This is a genomic window from Streptomyces sp. NBC_00190, assembly GCF_036203305.1.
GTDB lineage: Bacteria > Actinomycetota > Actinomycetes > Streptomycetales > Streptomycetaceae > Streptomyces.
In genome coordinates this window covers 684,873-700,949 of the sequence record NZ_CP108131.1, presented here as the reverse complement: position 1 = coordinate 700,949, position 16,077 = coordinate 684,873, and the positions used below count along the sequence as shown (strand labels likewise).

Here is a 16,077-nt window from a genome sequence, read left to right as displayed (position 1 = left end):
GGTCACTGCGGCTGCCGGCCGGCCCGCTTCACCTCGCGGCCGATGGCCCAGGCGTCGGCGACCGGCCCGAGGTGGCCGAGCTTGTCGGGATTGATCACCGAGCGGATCGTCTGGATCTGCCCGTCGAGTACCTCGAGCGACAGGATCTGGACCACCTTGCCGTCCCGGTCGCGGAAGATCGCGCCCGGCTGGCCGTTGACCTCGTGCGGTTCGAACGTCACGTCGACCCGGGCCAGCCGGGGGAAGACGGAGCCGAGAAGCCGGGCTACGTTGTCGGCGCCCATGATGGCCCTGGCCAGCTGCGGGGCCTTGCCGCCACCGTCACCGACCAGTTGCACATCGGCAGCCAGCAGATCCCGCAGCTCGCCCACATCGCCGTCCTTCAGCGCGTCGAAGAACCGCGCCGCGAGCTCCTGCCGCTTGTGGCGGTCCGCTTCGAACCGCGGCCGCCCGGCCTCCATGTGCCGCCGCGCCCGCACCAGCAGCTGTCGGCACGCCGCCTCCGAACGCCCCACCGCCGCGGCGACCTCGCCGAACCCGAAGCCGAACACCTCCCGCAGCACGAATACCGACCGTTCCAGCGGGCTGAGCCGCTCCAGGATCAGGAGCGCCGCCATCGACACCGAGTCGGCCAGCTCGGCCGAACGTGCCGGATCCTCATACGGATCGCTGAGCAGCGGCTCGGGGAACCACGGGCCCACGTACTCCTCCCGCCGCACCCGCGCGGAGCGCAGTACGTCGATCGAGATCCGTGTCACCGTTGCGGACAGGAAGGCCTTGGCCGACGCGGGCCGGGTCGCCGAGCCGTCGAAGCGCAGCCATGTCTCCTGCACCGCGTCCTCGGCCTCACCCACACTGCCCAGAATCCGATAGGCGATCGAGAACAGCAGCGACCGCAGCTCCTCGAACTCCTCGACCTTGCTCACGCCGACTCCCCTTGAGGTCCTCCCGCGCGGCCGTACTCGCCGACGCGGCATCTTCTGGTGATCATCCGGTCTGCCTGCGAGGCAGACCAACGCCCCCGGCTCGGGGCCCCGAGGCCGCTTAGTGGAGCTGCCCGGGCTCGTAGTCGCCGGCCGGCTGCTGGGCGATGATGTTCAGCCGGTTCGCCATGTTCATCATGGAGACCAGGACCACCAGGGCGGTGAGCTGCTCCTCGTCGTAATGCCTCGCAGCACGCGTCCACACCTCGTCGCTGACCCCGCCGGCGGAGTCCGCGACCCGGGTTCCCTGCTCCGCCAGCTCCAGCGCGGCACGCTCGGCCTCGCTGAAGACCGTGGCTTCCCGCCACGCCGCCACCAGGTGCAGCCGCACCGAGCTCTCGCCGGCCGCGGCGGCTTCCTTGGTGTGCATGTCGATACAGGCCGCGCAGCCGTTGATCTGGCTCACGCGAAGCGCCACCAGCTCCTGCGTCGCGGCCGGCAGCGGCGAGTCCTTGAGCGCCTTGCCCGCCGACATGAAGTACTTGAGGGCCTTGCCGGCGGTCGGGCTGGCGAAGTAGTTCAGTCGCGCGTCCATCGCGTGCTCCTCCGTGGTCGTCAGTGGCTACACCCCTGAGACGAGGTGGCCCGACGCCCTGTGACACGGATGCGTGTGATCCACGTCTCCCCGCTGCCTCGAAGTCATCGGTGCCATGGAGTTCCTGGCCGGCGCGGGCTCAGCCCGGTGAACGGGGCTCCAGCAGGCTCCGACGTCGTGGTCACGCCGCCCACAGCGTCGGGACCGGACCGGTTGAACCGTAACCGCGTGACAGCAACCAGCCGCCGATCAAGGGCTGTTGAGCCGTCCCGCCCGCCCGGCGGTTTCGTGCGTCCTCCTGCCGGTCCGCTGACAGGAGGTGTCAGTGGACCGGCTCTAGCATCCGGGCCATGAACGTCATCGTCGAACTCCGGCAGTACACCCTGCGCCCGGGCGCCCGGGACACCCTGGTCGACCTCTTCGAGCGGGAATTCGTCACCGGGCAGGAGGCGGCCGGCATCACCGTAGGCGGCCGCTTCCGGGACCTGGACGACGCGGACCGCTTCGTTTGGCTGCGCAGCTTCCCGGATATGGCGGCGCGGGCGCGGGCGCTGCACGCCTTCTACCACGGCACCGTCTGGCAGGCCCACCGCGAGAGGGCCAACGCGACCATGCTGGACTCGGACAACGTGCTCCTGCTGCGCGGACCGGGCTTCGCCGCCCTGGACACCGCGGGGCCGGTCGCCGCGACCATCTGCCCCCCCTGGACCCTACGGCCTTCGCCGCCCACTTCGAGCAGCACCTACGCCCCGCGCTGGCTGCCGCCGGGACCCCCGCACAGGCGGTACACCGCTCCGAGCACGCGGAGAACACTTGCGTAAACCCGGCCTCTTCCTCGACAAGTGAGGCTCAGGCCGTGTGCAGCAGTCGCCGAGCGTACGGGCCGCCGACTGCGTGGTGATGCGGTGTGCCGCCGGGGATCATTGCCAGTCCGCGGGCTGCGCTGCCCGCCCACCGCTTGGAGGCAGGCGGCGCAGCGCAAGACTCAGAACGGTCACCGTGTACGCGCACAACACACCGACACCGGCCCACCACGGCAGTGGAAAGTACCCGGCGGAGGGAGCGTAGTGGGCAGTGACCTGCGGATATTCGACGAGGGTCTGCTGTACGGCGAAGCCGGCGGCCGGAGTGGTCCGCAGCAGCCACTGTGACAGGCCGTCGTCCAGCAGCGGGAAGGAGGTCAGGGCGTACGGAAGCGCGATCGCCGAGACGGCGACGAGGATCGCGAGCCAGCCGCGACGGAGCAGCGCGCCGAGCGCGAGAGCGAGTACGGACATGAGGCCGAGCACGGCGGCCGTGCCGACGACGACCCGTACTCCGGTGAACGGGGACACCCCGATGACGGACATCCCGTTCCCCTCCAGGACTGCCACGCCGACGGGGATGACGAGAACCACGGCGAGGAGACCGGCCGTGAACGTGACGGAGCCGACGACGATCGCCCTTCCCACGAGCACCCGGCGGGTGGCCGGCGCGCCGCCCGCGGGCTCGCGACGGTACTCGGAGGTGACGAACCGCACCGCGACCACGAGCGTGATGAGCAACCCGAGGGTCAGGCCCACGAGGAGGCGCTCCACGGGGCGGCCGCCCTCGGTGCCCGCCGGCCCGATGTCGCCGACGCCGGCGACGGTGACCTTGCCGTTCGCCTCGGCCACAGCCCCGGACGCGTTGTGGTACTTCTCCCAGTCGGTGGTGTTCATCTCTCCGATGGCATCGCTGCGCCAGCCCCCGGCGGAGGCCGTGCCCTCCAGGCCGACGCTGTCGAAGACACCGCCGGCCTGGGTGAAGCGCACCTCCTCCGTCGCGCCGCCGAGACCGACGGGCCGCAGGGTCAGGTCGCCGGGGGACGTGGCGAACAGGCCGACCTGTACGGTCCCGGGCAGCGCGGACAGCTTCGCCGTGCCGACCTTCGACCACTGCTTGCCGTCGGCTGATTCGTAGCCGGTGATGGTGGAGCCCGACCGTGTCAGGCGCAGCCACAGCGGCGACTCCGGCGAGACCGCGTCGGCGCCGACCGCGCTGCCGACGATGTCATGGTGGTAGTCGTACTGCATCCGCACACCGTGGCTGCCGGTGAGCATCAGAGCCGCGTAGGAAGTCCCTTGGCGGGCACCGTCCTTGATGATGATCCCGGCCTTCGCCCACGGCACCAGGCCCGGGACGATCCGGTCATGGTTCGGCGGAGGGTAGGTGATCGTGCCCGTCATGGACGTCATCCGGACCGTGATGCTGCCCGTCTCGCCGAGATCCCGATGGTGGAAGAAGAACCGGTCGGTGACGCGGGAGCCGGTCGGCCCGGTCGGGTCGGCCGGGCACGGGCCGTCGCAGGAAGCACGGTTGCCGGACGCGTAGAGCAGGCCGAGGGCGAGGACGGCCAGAGCCACGGCCGCGATCGCGATCAGCCGTCCGGGACGTCGGAACCTGGTCCACTCCTGCCGGAGCAGTTCGTTGGTGGTGAGCATGGTCCGGTTCTACGGATACGCCCATAACGTGGTCCGAACCGCTGCCGTCATGCCGCTGTTAGGTGCGACGGGGCATCCTGGGTGCGGGCGGAAGGTGGGCTGGAGGCTGGCATTGAGAGGAACCAAGGGCGCCATGGGCAAGCTGCGGAGCGGGACCGTCGGCATGCGCTTCACGATTCTGTACGCCGCCGTGTTCCTCTTCTCCGGGGTCGGGCTGCTCGCCTTGACCTACCTGCTGTCCGGCAACAATTCGACGGTCACCGCTCCCGGCCAGTCCCCACCCGGCCAGGCCGGCCTCGCCGCCGCCGAGCAGCACATCCGCGACCTCCAGCGGCAGCTCTCGGAGGTGCATGCGCAGCAGTCCCGCCGACTGCTGGCCGGTTCGCTGATCGCGCTCCTGGTGATGGCATGCGTCTCGCTTCTACTCGGCCGCGCCCTCGCCGGCCGCGTCCTGCGCCCCTTGCGGGTGATCACCGCGGCGACGCGGAGGATCTCCGCGGAGAACCTGCACCAGCGGCTCGCCGTGGCCGGACCCGCCGACGAGGTCAAAGAACTCGCTGACACGGTCGACGGTCTGCTGGAACGCCTCGAAGCCTCCTTCGCGGCGCAGCGCCGGTTCGTCGCCAATGCCTCCCACGAGCTGCGCACACCGCTCGCGACGATACGGGCCTCGCTGGACGTGGCCGTCGCCAAACCCGAGCCCGCCGCGCAGACCGTCGTACTCGCCAACCGGGTGCGGACCGAACTCGACCGAGTGGAGCACCTGTTGGACGGCTTCCTCGTCCTCGCCCGGGCCCAGCACGGATCGCTCGCCGACCGGACTCCCGTGTCGCTCGGCGAGCTGGCGACGCAGGCGCTGGCGGCCCGGGCCGCCGACATCGCGGCGAAGACCCTGACCGCCCGCGACGAGGTCCAGTCGGACACCTGGACGCGGGGCAGTGCGGTCCTGCTGTCCCGGATGATCGAGAACCTGATCGACAACGCGATCGTGCACAACCACGACGGCGGCTGGATCCGGATCTCCACGGGTCACGACGACACCGAGACCCGCCTGATCGTCGAGACCGGCGGGCGCGTCCTGGCGCAGGACCAGGTGGATCGGCTGGCGCAACCGTTCGAACGGCTGGGCGTCGACCGGACGCGGTCGGAGGAAGGCTCCGGCCTGGGGCTGTCGATCGTCGCCTCGATCATCACCGCGCACGGTGGCCGCCTCGACCTTCGAGCCCGGCCGGAGGGCGGCCTGTGGGTCGCAGCCGTGCTGCCGTCGGCGACCGGTCCGGAAAGAGTGACGGCGTGAGGGTCCTGGTCGTGGAGGACGCACGATCGCTCGCCGAGGTCGTCGCCGAGGGACTCAGGGACCAGGGGATGGCCGTCGACGTCGCGCACGACGGCCTCGCCGCCGCCGCGAAGCTCGACCTGAACGCGTACGACGTGGTGCTCCTGGACCGAGACCTGCCGGGCATCCACGGCGACACGCTCTGCCAGATGCTCACCGAGCGGGACGATCGCGCGATGGTGCTGATGCTGACCGCGGCCGGGGCGCCCGACGACCGGGTCAGCGGCCTCACCCTCGGCGCCGACGACTACCTCGCCAAGCCCTTCCACTTCCCCGAGCTGATCCTGCGCATTCGTTCCCTGGCCAGACGCAGGCCCGCCGCCCGGGGCCGCACGCTGCGCGCCGCCGGCCTCGCACTCGACCCGGTCCGCCGCACCGCCCTCCGCGACGGCCGTCTCCTGGACCTCTCGGTCAAGGAGTTCGCTGTCCTGGAGGCGCTGCTGCGCGCCAGTCCGGGCTTCCTGAGCACTGAGGACCTGCTCGAACAGGTGTGGGACGAGAACGCCGACCCGTTCACGAACACGGTGACCGTCACGGTCGGCCGACTGCGCCGCAAGCTGGGCAGCCCGCCGGTCATCACGACGACACCCGGGGTGGGCTACCGCATCGCCGGGGCTCCGACCGGCTGACTGGCTGACAGGCCCGACTGCCCTGGGCCGGTCGTAGCCCACTGGGTGATGACCCCGGTGGGTCTTCCGGCGTGCCTGCTTGCCCCGATGCGGATGCCGGGCGTGTGATGTGTTCGGTCCGGCTACGGACAGTGCCTGCTCGCTGACCCGGCACGGGCGTGGGTTTCGCCGCGTTCGGACCGCCGGGCACGGGCTCGAGGACGGCCGAGACGAACATCCGGTGGCAACGGTGAGGGAACCATGGTGAAACGTCCCGCGCGCCGTTCCCTGCTCGCGGCCGGGGTCGGCGGATCGGTCGCGGCCGTCATCTCCGCGGCCCTGCTGATGCGGGGCGGCCCCGGGGTGCCGGGACCGGCCCCGGCCTCCACCGCGCCCACTCCGTCCGCCTCCGGGACCGCCTCGCTGCGTACCGACCTGACCATGCACAGCCGACTGCTCGGCCGGGACGTCCCGTACAGCCTCTACCTGCCCGCCGGGGTGAGCTCCGCGCCCCGGGGCGGAGCTCACCCCGACGGCGGGATCCCGGTCCTCTTCCTGCTGCACGGCGCGAGCGGGAAGCACACCGACTGGGCCGTCAAGGGCGGCATCGTGCCGACCCTGGAACGGGCCATCGCGGCGGGCCGGATCCCGGCCTGCGCGCTCGTGATGCCCGACGCCCGGCGCGACCCCGGCATTCAGGGAGGAGGCCAGGACGAGAGCTTCTACATCAACGACGCGGGATCCGGCGGCGACACCCTGCGCTACGAGGACATGTTCATCGAGGAGTTCGTCCCGGTCGTCGAACAGACCCACGGGCTGGGCGGCCGGGCCCAGCAGCGGGCCGTAGCCGGGCTCTCCATGGGCGGCTACGGCGCGCTGATGTACGCCCTGCGGTACCCGGGCCTGTTCGGTGCCGCGGCCGGGTTGAGCACGGCGCACTTCACCGACGAGGGCTACCGTCTGATGCCGATGGAGGAGTGGAACCGCTTCTTCGGCCATGCCTTCGGCCGGGACCTGGCCGGATCCGCCCGGCTGACGGACCGCGCCCGGGAGTACAACCTGGCCGACATCATCCGGCGTACCGCGCCCGACCGGCTCCGGCGCACCCCGTACCACCTCGCCTGCGGGACTGAGGACACCAACTACCTGCCGGGAACCGAGGACCTGCGCAAGGCCTTCGCGGCCCGCGGCGTGGACGCCGAGGTGGTCCTGGGGCCGGGCGGCCACGGCTGGGCCTTCTGGACCGTCGCGGCGGAGGGGATGCTGGACTTCATGGGGCGGCAGCTCGGTTGACCCCGGTCAGAGGCGGTCTCCCCATGCACGTTCGGGTTCAGGAGCGACCTTTGAACTCAAGCCGAGCGCCTCACCCGCCAAAGCCTCGGAAGACGCCCTCGGGATCGTCCTCGGCCACGTCCGCGAAATCACCGAAGTCCAGGTTCGCGATCATCAGGTTCGCGTTCATCTCGTGGATCCCGTACGGCACCACGCGGAACGAGCCGCCGTACGCCTCGAACTCCTCGTCGCTTTCGCACTGTTCCCTGGTCAGGAGGGACAGCGCCAGCAACGTGACGGGGGTCTTCCGCATCGAGGTGTGGTCGGCGAGGTAGACGACGTACCGGCGCTCTTCGTGCGCGGACGCCTCGGAGAGTGCCTCAGCGGGCGTGATTCCCCTCCACTTAGGGTCGTCGACGATGTGGACGTACGGCTCGACGTCGTCGTCCTCGCCCCAGGTCGTCATCAGCTCCGCTTTCACGGCCGCCCACGCCTGCTCATCGTCAAAGTCGGTCCTGATGATCAGCGCGGCGTCCTTGTCACGGTCCGCCGGCCACTCCATACGGTTGCTCATGCCGCTGCCCTCTCCCATCCCCGCGGTTCACCGCCCCGTGTATGCGGTACGCACGCTAGGCGAGGGCACTGACACAACGATGGCTGCGCTGTTCGTCTCCTCTCGTTCGGCCGGGACCTGGAAGGGAGTTCGCGCCGCGGCTGACATCCCGGGCCGCACGTCCGAGCCCGGCGATCCGCCGAATCCACGCCACCGATAGCCTGCGTCATCATGATGCGCGCTTGGATTTCGCCGATGCTGCTTGCGGTCTGTGGCGCACTCGTTGCAACGGCGTTGGCCGTCAGGGGGTCCCCCGGCGCCGCCATTGTCCTTCTGCTGGTGTTTGTGGTGCTCACAGGGCTGAACTCGCCGCTGGCGTTCCCGCGGTCGATCGGTGCGGCGGAGGCGCAATGCCGCAGCGCGGTCGACGGCCGGCCGATCGTCTACTGGCGGGCGGGCTGCAAGTACTGCCTGCGTTTGCGGATCCGGTTGGGCCGCGGCGCGCACCGGCTGCATTGGGTCGACATCTGGCGTGACCCGGCCGGGGCGGCGGCGGTGCGGGCAGTGAACGGTGGTGACGAGACCGTGCCGACCGTCGTGGTGGCGGGGCGGCCTCACGTCAACCCGGATCCCGATTGGGTGCGCGGACAATTGCCCTCGTCCAGGTGATCGGTTGCGGCGAAGGCCGGGAAGCCGGCGGCGGGCGTGGGTCACATCCAGTCGTCGGGGCCGGGGTCGCCGCCTTCCGCCCATGTCACCAGGCGTCGGATGTAGTGCGTCCAGCCCTCGGCGTGGGCGGTGCAGGCTTCGGGGGAGGGGAGGCCGCGGTGCGTCAGGCGCAGCAGGGTGCCCTCGTCCACCGGTTCGAGGACGATCTCCACGGTGCTGGAGCCGGGGGGTACGGGGACCCCGCCCTCGGCCCAGCCCCAGGTGAAGACGATCCGCTTGGGCGGGTCGATCTCGATGAAATGGCCGGCGGCGACGTTGTCGCCGCTGACGTTGGTCCGGTAGGCGCCGCCGGGCTCGAAGGTGAACTCGCCGTCCTTGCCCATCCATGCGAGCCACTTGTCGCGTTCGATGAAGAAGGAGAACACCGTCTCGGGGCGGGCGGCGATGTGCCGCTCCAGCGTGACTACGTCCGTGTTCACTGCGCGTCCCTTCGGACTACTCGCTCCGCTCGCGCGCCTCGCCCCGCTCGGCTGCTTCGGCCAGGGCGGCGAGGGCGTCGAGCTTCGTGGCCCACATGGACTGCAGGTAGTCGGCCAGCGGGCCCATGCCCTCGCGGTCGGCGCGGTAGAAGCGCTTCTTGCCGTCCTGGCGCAGCGTAACCAGACCGCAGTCCCGGAGCACCTTGAGGTGCTGGGAGACCGCGCCGAAGGTCACGTCGAAACGCTCGGCGATCTCGCCCGCCGACAGCTCCGCGTCCCAGACCAGGCGCAGGATCTCGCGCCGCCTGGGCTCGGCGACTGCTCGTACCGCATCCACGCCTGTCATTTTAGTCGGCGCTTCAGCTTGCGATCGAGTCCCGAGATCCCCGAGCCCTTCCAGCTCCGCCGCGACCGGGCGGACAGGACGAGGTCCGCTGGACCTCGGTCGGAGACTTCCCGCCCCACTGGACCGGCACCGTCATCACCTGGCAGCTCACCGACGCTCCGGACGGGGCCGGCACCCGGGTGGACTTCCGCCACGTCGGCTTCGCGGAGGGCGGCCCCGGCCTCGCCCACACCGCCGGCACCTGGGAGCAGCTGATGACCCACCTCAAGCAGTACGCCGAGACGGGCACCCCGCAGCCCTGCTTCACCCTCTGACCGGCGGCCGGACGTGACGATCGACGTGACGGCGGAGCGGGGGCGGGTTCGGCGTCGGCGCCGAGGTCACCCGCACGGCGTACTTCCTCGGGAGGCGGATCGACTGCGTGCTGCGCGTCGCCCGGTACGACCCGGAACGCCTGCTGGACATGGTGTCGGTCGCCGGTCCGATGCCGATGCACGTCACCTACACCTTCGACCCGCGTCCGGAGGGCGTGCTCGCCCGCATCCGGGTCCGCGGCGGCGGGGGAGGCCGTTACCGGCTGGCCGAGCCTCTGATGGCCAGGAAGGTCCGCTCCTCGCTCACCAAGGACCTGCGAGACCTGGAGATGCGGCTGCGCCATGCGGGCTGAGCCGGCTCCCGACGAGTTCCGCTACTTCGGGTCGCGGTTGAACAGGGACTTGGACCAGAAGTAGCCGAGCGCGGCCAGCCCCAGGCACCAGACCACGGCCAGCCACCCGTTGTTGCCGATCTCGGTGCCGAGCAGCAGGCCGCGCAGGGTCTCGATGGCCGGGGTGAACGGCTGGTATTCGGCGATCGGCTGGAACCAGCCCGGCATCGCGTCGACCGGTACGAAGGCGCTGGAGAGCAGCGGCAGGACCATCAGCGGCAGGGCGTTGTTACTGGCCGCCTCGGCGTTCGGGCTCGATAGGCCCATCCCGACCGCGATCCAGGTGAGCGCCAGGGCGACGAGCGTCAACAGCCCCACCGCCAAGATCCACTCCAGGGCGGTGGCATCCGTGGACCGGAACCCGATGGCCACGGCGACGGCCCCGACGAGGACCACGCTCATCACGCACTGCAGGACGCTGCCGACGACGTGCCCGATGAGCACGGAGCCGCGGTGGATGGCCATCGTGCGGAAGCGGGCGATGATGCCCTCGGACATGTCGGTGGAGACGGACACCGCGCTGCCGATCGTGGTGCCGCCGATGGTCAGCATCAGGATGCCCGGGACGAGATACGCGAGGTACTCGGACCGGTCCGCCCCACCCTCCCCGATGCCGGCGCTCATCACATCGCCGAAGATGTAGACGAAGAGCAGCAGCAGCATCACCGGGGTGAGCAGCAGGTTCAGGGTGAGCGACGGGTAGCGCCGGGCGTGCAGGAGGTTGCGGCGCAGCATCGTGGACGAGTCGCGCACGGCGAGGGAGAAGGAACTCATCGGACAGCCTCCTTGGGCTGGTTGTTCTGGCCGGGCACGGTGGAGCCGGTCAGGGCGAAGAAGACGTCGTCGAGGTCGGGGGTGTGCACGGTCAGCTCGTCGGCCTCGATGCCGGCCGAGTCCAGCAGGTCGAGGATGGAGCGCAGTTCGCGCTGGCTGCCGTCGCTGGGGAGCTGCAGGGCGAGTGATTCGTCGTCCCGGGAGGCCTCGCGCAGTGCGGACGCGGCGCGCCGGTAGGCGGCCGGGTCGGTGAAGCGGAGCCGGACGTGCCCGCCGGGGACGAGCCGCTTCAGCTCTTCGGCGGTGCCCTCGGCGGCGATCCTGCCGTCGTGGAGCACGGCGATGCGGTCGGCGAGCTCGTCGGCCTCCTCCAGGTACTGGGTGGTGAGGAAGACGGTGACCCCGCCCGTGACGAGCTCGCGGATGATCTGCCACATGTTGTGCCGGGAGCGCGGGTCGAGGCCGGTGGTCGGCTCGTCGAGGAAGATGATCCGCGGGCTGCCGACCAGCGTCATGGCGATGTCCAGGCGGCGCTTCATGCCGCCGGAGTAGGTGGAAGCGGGCTTCTTCGCGGCCTCCGTGAGGTCGAACCGCTCCAGCAGCTCGGCGGTGACCCGCCGCCCCTCGCTCCTGGACAGGTGGTGCAGGTCCGCCATCAGCAGCATGTTCTCCTCGCCGGTGATCAGACCGTCCACGGCGGAGAACTGCCCGGTGACACCGATCCCGGCACGCACCCCGTCCGGTGCCGTGGCGACGTCGTGGCCCGCGACCTGGGCCTGCCCGCCGTCGGGGGCGATGAGCGTGGACAGGATCTTCACGGCGGTGGTCTTGCCGGCGCCGTTGGGGCCGAGCAGCGCGAACACGGACCCCGCGGGGATACGCAGATCGATGCCGTCGAGGACGGTCTTGTCGCCGTACGACTTGCGCAGACCGACGGTGGAGACGGCGGCCGGAGACGGCTGACCGTCCCCCCGCGTTGATGCGGGCATGACAGAAGAAGGCATGTGGCTCTCCCGTTCGAAGGCTGAAGTGACAGGGCGGTGGAGTGGGTTGAGGCCGGTTCTTCCGGGTCAGGCCTTGGCGCGGCGGATCTCGATGTTGCCGTACCGGGTGCGGGCGCGGACCTTGACGGTGTCCTCGGTCCTCTCCGGGGCCTCGGACGCCGTGAGCGTGTTGCGCACCTGGCCGGAGCCTGAGCTGACGTCGAGCCAGGCGGCGGTGCCCTCGCGGACACCAACCTCGATGGCGCCGTAGGAGGTCTCCAACTGGACGGTGCCGCAGGCTACTTCGCCCACGCGCAGGGTGCCGTGAGCGGTGGTGGCGGTGACCGAGCCCTCGGCGCGCCGGATCTCGATGTCCCCGTTGGCACCGCTCACCCGCAGCTCGCCGGTCGCGGCGCCGACGGTCGTGGTGCCGTGCGAGTTCTTCAGGACGGCGGGGCCGTCGACGAGGCCGACGCGCATGCTGCCGGAGCTGGTGGTGATCTCGGCCATGCCCTCGACCCGGTTCACTGTGATCGAACCGTGCGACGCGGTCAGCTTCAGCGGGCCGGTCGTGTCGAGCCGGACGTCCCCGGACGAGGTCTTCACGCGGACCTCGCCGAGCCGGCCCTCGCCGAGCACCTGGGCCCAGGCGCCGGTCATGTCGACGCGCGAGCCCGTGGGCAGGTCGACCATCACGTCGACGGTGCCGGTGCGGCCGAACAGATTGGACTTGGGCGTCCTGACGGTCAGTACGCCGCTCGCGTACGTGACTTCGGTTCCCTCGGCCGCCCGTACGTCCTGGTCCCGCTTCGGGTCGCGGGGCCGCACCTCGACGACGGTGTCGAGGCGGTCGCCCGCGGTGAACTGGATGGAACCGGCCTCGACGTGGGCTGTGACCGAGACCGGTTCGGGAGTGTCGAACGAAGGCATGGCTGTCCCGTCCTCTTGGGTCTTCAGGGCGTCCCCGCTGGTGGGACGTGGTGTGGGTGAACGTGGTGCGGGCCGGGTGCGGCTAGCGCACCCAGCCCGTGAAGCTCTGTCCGATGACCTGGGCCTTCTCCGTCGTACGCGGCCGGGTGCCGCCGTCGACCGCGGCCGACACGGCCCGTACCAGCCACGCGTTGACCGACAGGCCCTCGCGGCTCGCGGCCTCCTCGGCGCGCGCCTTGAGGTGGGCCGGCAGTCGCAGATTGACGCGGGCGGTGCTGCCCTCGTCGCCGTCGGCGGGCGCCTGCGCCTTGAGTGGTTCGACGGGCGCGGCTGCCGCTTCCATGGGGCCGCCGTCGGCGGGCGGCAGCGTCACCACGAAGTCGGGGTCCAGTCCGCGCAGCCGTACGTCGACCGAGCCGGGGGCGAGCTCGCGGGTGATCTCGTCCATCGCTGCGGAGAGCACATTGAGCATGGTCAGACGGGTCGCCGACTCCAGAGGGGCGGTGAGCCGCTCGGCCAGCTCACGCGCATCTTCCCCGCCGGCTTCGGCGGCCACCGCGAGTTCGCGGCGGAGAGTGTCGACATACGGCTTCAGGTCCATGGCGCCATCATGGCACCGTGATGGTGCCATGCGCAAGGCTGGGTGGCGCCTTGTTGGGGTGCGGGCTAACGAATGGTTGCCCTACCTGCGGAAACGTGAGGAGAGTGACCCGGGTGATGGTGGCGCCATGTGCCCTCCTGCGCTTTCGGGAGCGTGGAATGGCGTCGAGTAGCACCGGGTGGTGCCATGTGGCACCACCCGGTGCCAAGTGGTGCCATGTGATGCCGCCTACTGCTCCGGTCGCCTATCGGACCAGCGCGAAGGTGCCTGCTGCCACGGCCCCGCCCACCGCGGCGCCTGCGAGGACCTGGGCAAGGGTGTGGTCCTTCAGCTCGACCCGGGACCAGCCGACGACGGCGACCACGGGGTAGGCCAGGAGCACCCAGGGCCCGTAGGTCATGGCGAGCATGGCCACGCTTCCGGAGGACACGGCTGCGTGCACGCTGATCTTCCATGCGGGGGTCACGGCGAGGAGGGCGGCCACGGTGACCATCATGGCCGCGATCAGCGCGATCATCGTCCGGGGTGCGTCGAACATCCACAGCAACAGGATGCCGGTGGCGACCGAGACGGTGACGAAGCTCATCACGATGATGCGCTGCGGCCTCGGGCCGACGTGCCGGTCGGCCCAGCGGCCGCGGCGGATGCCGTACTTGATGAAGGCCAGCGGAATGACCGCGGCGAACAGGCAGCCGAGGAGGCCCCATCCGATCCCGGAGAGGCGGCTGGTGTGCCAGCCGATGAGGATGGTGTCGGCGATGATCCAGGTCTTGGGATCGAGCCCATCGGTGATCAGGCGCGCGGCCCGGGACTCGTCGGGCCGGGTGATCGTGGTCGTCATGCCGTGGCCTCCTGGCAGGTTGCGTTGAGGAAGTCGTCAGCCACGGGGGAGTGGTAGACCTGGGCGAGCTGGATGAGCCTCTCGACTTCGGTCGTGAAGTCGAGGTCGTCGATTCCCTCGGCGCCTGCCTTCTGCGCGCTGCCGACCGGCGAGGCGCCGCGGGCCTTGGCTTCGCGTGCTGCTCGCAACCAGAGGGCCTCGGTCGCCGGGCTCGTCGCCGGGGCGAATCCTGCCTGCCTCGCGGCGGTCCGTGCACGCTCGCGCATCTCGCGGGTGGCGTAAGGGTCGAGCGCGAGGGCGGCGTCGCGAATTTCGATCACTCGCCGGTACAGCCGGAGGCGCGGGCTGCGAAGGAGCCCGGTCCTGAGGACGATGTCGGGGGTGACCGCGGTCAGATCCTGCCAGAGCGGCTGGAGCTTCCGGTGGTGCCGCCCGTCCTGGACGGTGCGCCAGGCAACACCGAACGCGGGGATGCTGCTGCCTACGAGGATGGTGCCGATCGCCATGTACTTCAGGGCATCGGTGGCGTTGTCTACCGCGATGTCGCTGGAGCTGTCCGCCAGGCCTGCGAGGCGGCTCGCCATGTATCCGGAGCGCAGCAGGGTGTAGAGGACGCCTACGGCGGTTCCGATGCCCATGAGGCGTACGCCCGTGCGGAGCCATCGGGCGCTGGCGTGGCGTGCGCTGCCCCAGAAGAGCCAGGTGGCGTTGGCCATGGCGATGCCGAGGTAGACGACGAAGACGAGGTAGTAGATCGTGGCCCAGCCGTTGCCGACGTTCTCCTCGTAGAAGTCGGTGAGTTCGCGGGGGCGCGGCACGAAGAAGGCGAAGAGCACCGCCATGACCGCCATCGCCGTGAGGGCGACGTAGTGGCGGGATCGCAGCCGACGGCCGGTCTCCGGTCTGGCGATGGCCACGACGAAGTCGACGACGGCACCGGCCGCGATCATGCCCAGCCAGTGCTTGAACAGGGTGGACAGGTTGTTGACTCCTGCCCAGTGGTCCAGGCCGTGCATCACCCCGGGCAGGCGGAGCGTCATGGAGAGGGTCAGGGCGGCGAACGCGGCCCACAGAGCCCTCTGCTTGACGGTCCGAACGGCGGAGGGGACGCGCCAGATCGTCACCGCCCAGAGCATGGTCAAGACGGCGATTTCGAGATGTTTCACTTCACGACCAGGTGTTTCGAACGGGGTGCCCGAGTGCGTCATGGAGGCGGGCAAGACGGTCCTCGGCCTCGCTGGAGGTCGACTGCGTCGTGTAGCGGCCGGCCCGCTCGTGGATGAGCGTGGCCAGGGTCTCTGCCTGTCGCTCCTGCGGGCTCGCGAACTTGCTCCGGCCCATGAGGTGTGCCAGGCGGTCCATGTCGAGGCCGAGTTCCTCGTCGATCGTTTCAGTCATGCGGGCCACGCTCCTGATCCGGGCCGCCTCGGCGCGGATGATCGACGCCACGGGAAGATCAGGGCGGTCAATACCGGATACAGCCCCCTGCGTGCGTGTCAGCAGGCGCTGGAAATGCTCGGAGGCACGGGCGATCTCGTGCTCCGACGGTTCCTCCGACATGTCGAGCTCGGGGGCGACGTGACCGAGCAGCATGTGGGAGATCTCGTGGAGGACGATCTGTACCTTGAGGATCTCGGCTGCGACGGCATCGTAGAAGACGAGGTCGGCGACCTCCAGGCCGAGCCAGATCCCGCACGGAAGTGCAGGGTCAGGAGGCCCGTCGAGAGGCAGCAGGACCAGTGGGCGGCCACGCTGCTCGGCTATGCCCTCGCAGAAGACCTCGAGGTCGAACGGCTGGGGGATGACGAGTTGGTCTGCAACGGCGGCGCACTCCGCATCGGCGCGCTTCCACCACCGCATGGCCGACCTCCCCGCCGTTGGCTCGCCCCGGCGTGAAGCCCACGCTCCATGCCGCTCGCCGATTTCGCACGCCTGATCGCATTGACAATAACCGGAGCCGCCATGGGCGGCCGGAAATGGCGTATGGATAGACCGAAAC

At 70.3% G+C, this 16,077-nt stretch carries 19 protein-coding genes and 1 pseudogene; 7 read left to right on the top strand and 13 right to left on the bottom strand.

All coding sequences use genetic code 11. The features are described 5' to 3' along the window. Positions 1–2: 2 nt before the first annotated feature. Positions 3–926 (bottom strand): RNA polymerase sigma-70 factor, encoded by a 924-nt coding sequence (locus tag OG429_RS03665; RefSeq protein ID WP_328923814.1) that lies wholly within the window; start codon positions 924–926, stop codon positions 3–5. A gap of 118 nt (positions 927–1,044) precedes the next feature. Then, entirely contained in the window at positions 1,045–1,518 is a 474-nt protein-coding gene (locus OG429_RS03660) for a carboxymuconolactone decarboxylase family protein (RefSeq protein ID WP_328923813.1), read from the bottom strand. A gap of 350 nt (positions 1,519–1,868) precedes the next feature. Between OG429_RS03660 and OG429_RS03655 the strand changes: the two genes are divergently transcribed. After that, positions 1,869–2,339, top strand: coding sequence for an NIPSNAP family protein (locus tag OG429_RS03655; RefSeq protein WP_328923812.1), 471 nt, complete (start codon positions 1,869–1,871; stop codon positions 2,337–2,339). A gap of 99 nt (positions 2,340–2,438) precedes the next feature. Here OG429_RS03655 and OG429_RS03650 read toward each other — a convergent pair whose 3' ends face one another. Then, a complete protein-coding gene (locus OG429_RS03650) occupies positions 2,439–3,980 on the bottom strand; it encodes a hypothetical protein (protein WP_328923811.1) in 1,542 nt (513 codons plus the stop codon). A gap of 112 nt (positions 3,981–4,092) precedes the next feature. On the opposite strand from OG429_RS03650, the gene OG429_RS03645 reads away from it, so the two are divergent. The 3 genes from OG429_RS03645 to OG429_RS03635 all read left to right on the top strand — a co-directional run bounded on the left by OG429_RS03645 (position 4,093) and on the right by OG429_RS03635 (position 7,217). Next, positions 4,093–5,277, top strand: coding sequence for a sensor histidine kinase (locus OG429_RS03645; RefSeq protein WP_328923810.1), 1,185 nt, complete (start codon positions 4,093–4,095; stop codon positions 5,275–5,277). Next, entirely contained in the window at positions 5,274–5,945 is a 672-nt protein-coding gene (locus OG429_RS03640) for a response regulator transcription factor (RefSeq protein WP_328923809.1), read from the top strand. Before OG429_RS03645 ends, OG429_RS03640 begins: the two co-directional genes overlap by 4 nt. A gap of 240 nt (positions 5,946–6,185) precedes the next feature. Further along, complete coding sequence (locus OG429_RS03635) at positions 6,186–7,217, top strand: alpha/beta hydrolase (protein ID WP_328923808.1); 1,032 nt, start codon at positions 6,186–6,188, stop codon at positions 7,215–7,217. A 70-nt stretch (positions 7,218–7,287) separates the two neighbouring features. On the opposite strand, the gene OG429_RS03630 is transcribed toward OG429_RS03635, so the two are convergent. Continuing rightward, complete coding sequence (locus tag OG429_RS03630) at positions 7,288–7,770, bottom strand: DUF6924 domain-containing protein (protein ID WP_328923807.1); 483 nt, start codon at positions 7,768–7,770, stop codon at positions 7,288–7,290. Positions 7,771–7,980: 210 nt separating this feature from the next. Between OG429_RS03630 and OG429_RS03625 the strand changes: the two genes are divergently transcribed. Beyond that, entirely contained in the window at positions 7,981–8,418 is a 438-nt protein-coding gene (locus OG429_RS03625; RefSeq protein ID WP_328923806.1) for a glutaredoxin domain-containing protein, read from the top strand. Positions 8,419–8,459: 41 nt separating this feature from the next. On the opposite strand, the gene OG429_RS03620 is transcribed toward OG429_RS03625, so the two are convergent. After that, positions 8,460–8,897: an SRPBCC family protein gene (locus OG429_RS03620; RefSeq protein ID WP_328923805.1), complete on the bottom strand. Its 438-nt coding sequence runs from the start codon at positions 8,895–8,897 to the stop codon at positions 8,460–8,462. Between the two features lie 16 nt (positions 8,898–8,913). Beyond that, positions 8,914–9,234, bottom strand: a complete 321-nt coding sequence (locus OG429_RS03615; protein WP_328923804.1) for an ArsR/SmtB family transcription factor — start codon at positions 9,232–9,234, stop codon at positions 8,914–8,916. Between the two features lie 188 nt (positions 9,235–9,422). On the opposite strand from OG429_RS03615, the gene OG429_RS03610 reads away from it, so the two are divergent. Both OG429_RS03610 and OG429_RS03605 read left to right on the top strand, forming a co-directional pair. Then, positions 9,423–9,557 carry a hypothetical protein gene (locus OG429_RS03610; RefSeq protein WP_328923803.1) on the top strand — a complete coding sequence of 45 codons (135 nt, stop codon included), beginning with the start codon at positions 9,423–9,425 and terminating at the stop codon, positions 9,555–9,557. A 38-nt stretch (positions 9,558–9,595) separates the two neighbouring features. Continuing rightward, positions 9,596–9,910: pseudogene (locus OG429_RS03605) on the top strand (SRPBCC family protein); the annotation flags it as partial. A 21-nt stretch (positions 9,911–9,931) separates the two neighbouring features. On the opposite strand, the gene OG429_RS03600 reads toward OG429_RS03605, so the two are convergent. From OG429_RS03600 to OG429_RS03570, 7 genes are all read right to left on the bottom strand, one after another. Next, entirely contained in the window at positions 9,932–10,723 is a 792-nt protein-coding gene (locus OG429_RS03600) for an ABC transporter permease (RefSeq protein WP_328923802.1), read from the bottom strand. Then, entirely contained in the window at positions 10,720–11,727 is a 1,008-nt protein-coding gene (locus OG429_RS03595) for an ATP-binding cassette domain-containing protein (RefSeq protein ID WP_328923801.1), read from the bottom strand. Before OG429_RS03595 ends, OG429_RS03600 begins: the two co-directional genes overlap by 4 nt. Before the next feature lie 66 nt (positions 11,728–11,793). Then, positions 11,794–12,636, bottom strand: coding sequence for a DUF4097 family beta strand repeat-containing protein (locus OG429_RS03590; RefSeq protein WP_328923800.1), 843 nt, complete (start codon positions 12,634–12,636; stop codon positions 11,794–11,796). 82 nt (positions 12,637–12,718) lie between these two features. After that, positions 12,719–13,237: a toxin-antitoxin system HicB family antitoxin gene (locus tag OG429_RS03585; protein WP_328923799.1), complete on the bottom strand. Its 519-nt coding sequence runs from the start codon at positions 13,235–13,237 to the stop codon at positions 12,719–12,721. Between the two features lie 244 nt (positions 13,238–13,481). Beyond that, the gene (locus OG429_RS03580) at positions 13,482–14,078 is read right to left on the bottom strand and encodes a hypothetical protein (protein WP_328923798.1); all 597 of its coding nucleotides are present in this window, start codon (positions 14,076–14,078) and stop codon (positions 13,482–13,484) included. Continuing rightward, positions 14,075–15,214 carry an MAB_1171c family putative transporter gene (locus OG429_RS03575; protein ID WP_328930145.1) on the bottom strand — a complete coding sequence of 380 codons (1,140 nt, stop codon included), beginning with the start codon at positions 15,212–15,214 and terminating at the stop codon, positions 14,075–14,077. Before OG429_RS03575 ends, OG429_RS03580 begins: the two co-directional genes overlap by 4 nt. 31 nt (positions 15,215–15,245) lie before the next feature. Continuing rightward, on the bottom strand, positions 15,246–15,938 hold the full coding sequence (locus OG429_RS03570) for a hypothetical protein (RefSeq protein ID WP_328923797.1): 693 nt from the start codon (positions 15,936–15,938) through the stop codon (positions 15,246–15,248). Positions 15,939–16,077: the final 139 nt, after the last annotated feature.